The sequence below is a fragment of the Chryseobacterium carnipullorum genome (assembly GCF_900142785.1).
In the GTDB taxonomy this organism is placed as follows: Bacteria; Bacteroidota; Bacteroidia; order Flavobacteriales; family Weeksellaceae; genus Chryseobacterium; species Chryseobacterium carnipullorum.
In genome coordinates this window covers 1-1,979 of the sequence record NZ_FRCD01000048.1, presented here as the reverse complement: position 1 = coordinate 1,979, position 1,979 = coordinate 1, and the positions used below count along the sequence as shown (strand labels likewise).

General features: G+C 32.4%; 2 protein-coding genes. Both read left to right on the top strand.

What is annotated here, in order from left to right; all coding sequences use genetic code 11:
* Positions 1–305 precede the first annotated feature (305 nt).
* Positions 306–1,193, top strand: coding sequence for a T9SS type A sorting domain-containing protein (locus BUC06_RS23255; RefSeq protein ID WP_073337007.1), 888 nt, complete (start codon positions 306–308; stop codon positions 1,191–1,193).
* 107 nt (positions 1,194–1,300) lie between these two features.
* On the top strand, positions 1,301–1,846 hold the full coding sequence (locus BUC06_RS23250; protein ID WP_123873363.1) for a hypothetical protein: 546 nt from the start codon (positions 1,301–1,303) through the stop codon (positions 1,844–1,846).
* The last annotated feature ends 133 nt before the right edge of the window (positions 1,847–1,979 follow it).

The window sequence follows — 1,979 nt, the reverse complement described above, 5'->3', positions numbered from 1 at the left end:
ACTACATAAAGTCCGTGAGTCACCGTCAAGATTAACTATAATTCACAATCAATCAAGTGACTTATCTGATGAAAAAGAAATTCTTTAGAATATGAAATATTTTATTAGTTTTATCGCTGAAAATTAACACACTTAGTACTACAAAAAATTCCTCATTTATGAATGTCCAGCAACGTTTTAACAAAGATGGAGTATAACAGGAATATTAATACCAAAATGAACAAAATTTCTTGTGTATTATAATATGAGCATAATCTTAAGTGTCCAATTGTTCTATATATATTTTTATAAATTAAACAAAACTTATGAAATTTAAATTACTATTTACTGCTTTGAGTCTAGGTCTAAGTTTAGTTGCTTACGGCCAAAACATTTCTTTTGAGTCTGCTGAAGGCTACACTTTAGGAGAAATCAACAATCAACAGGGCTGGAGTTATTACGGAACCACTACCCCCAACACAGCAACGATTATTAACACTACCTCTACATTGGGTACAAACTCAGCGAATGTTTTGGGAACAAACAGTTTTGATGATGGCGGAATTAGAAAGAACGTTGTTGGTTTTAATAAAACAGAATTTTCCTTTGACTATAAGATATCCGCTCTTGATGAATCAGACTATTTTATCGCAGTTAGGGATAATTCAAATACAATATTAGCTGCATTTGTTATCAATTACGAGCAGGGTAATGTGGCGATTTACGACGGTATCATTGATGATGCAATAGAAACCTCTATTGATGTAACCCCTAATACCTGGTACAATTTTAAAATGGTCGTCGATATGACAAATCACTCTGTACAATATTTCCTTAATAACACTTCACTTGGCAGTAAAAATTTCCTGACCACAACTACGGGTTTCCAAGTCATTGATTTTGCTTATGATGATTTCGATTCGGGATTTACAGTTGATAACATCAAAATCCTAAATGCTGATAATCTTTCGACAGCAGAAATTTCTCAAGTTAATCACCTCAATGTATATCCTAATCCCACTACTGATTACTTACATATTCTTACAAAAGAAAATATAGAAGATGTTGAAATTTATGATCTATCCGGAAAATTGGTAATAAGAGATAGGTCAGGAAAAAATGAAATCTCTGTATCATTTTTAAAAACAGCGACGTACATTATAAAAGTAAAAACGAAACAATCAACTTTTAGTGCAAAATTTAGCAAAAAATAACATCTTACTTTGATTTTAAAATCACTCCAAACTCGGAGTGATTTTTTAGCAGTAAAATAATTTGCATGATATTAAAAACTACTCGGGAACGAACTTAAAAATACTATATGCTTAAATTATCCTTTTTAAATGTGTTTTTCTCCATCTTTTTGGTTCCTCTTATGATGCAGTGTGAAGATGGACGCGGTGGTCCCTGTGATACATATACCCGTTATACCATTGAAGATAATCTTTGTGAATTGTTGCCCGGTAAAATTAAATATGATCAAGGCGAGACAGTAAATTTTAAATTTGCAGTCAAGTCAAAACTCTCAATGAGTGGAAAACAAGTTGATATTTATGAGGAAACAAAACTAAACTCCGGCCTGTTGCTAGTCAATTTATCTGAACTCTTCAAGGGCAACACGGTCATTTTTCTAAAGGGTGACAAGGTGGACGACACAAGATTTAAACCGGTTTACAATAATGCTACCGATTCATATGAGCTGGAAATAAGCATCAAATTAAATCGGGTGGGAATTTACTCTTTTGAATCAATGGCAACTTTCCGAGATCTCGGCGAGAATGATTTTAACTGTGCTCTCATTAACGTCACAACAAATATCAAGGACAATAACTTAGATGATGGGAGAACAGAATTTTCGGTTGATTAATCTTTAAAAAAGAACTGCATTTTATAATAAACAAAAGCGTCGTGAAATTTCAGACGCTTTATTATTTGGTGATTAGAATTCTCATTAGATAATGTTACAAAACGACCTTCTAAATGATTTACATAATTCGGAT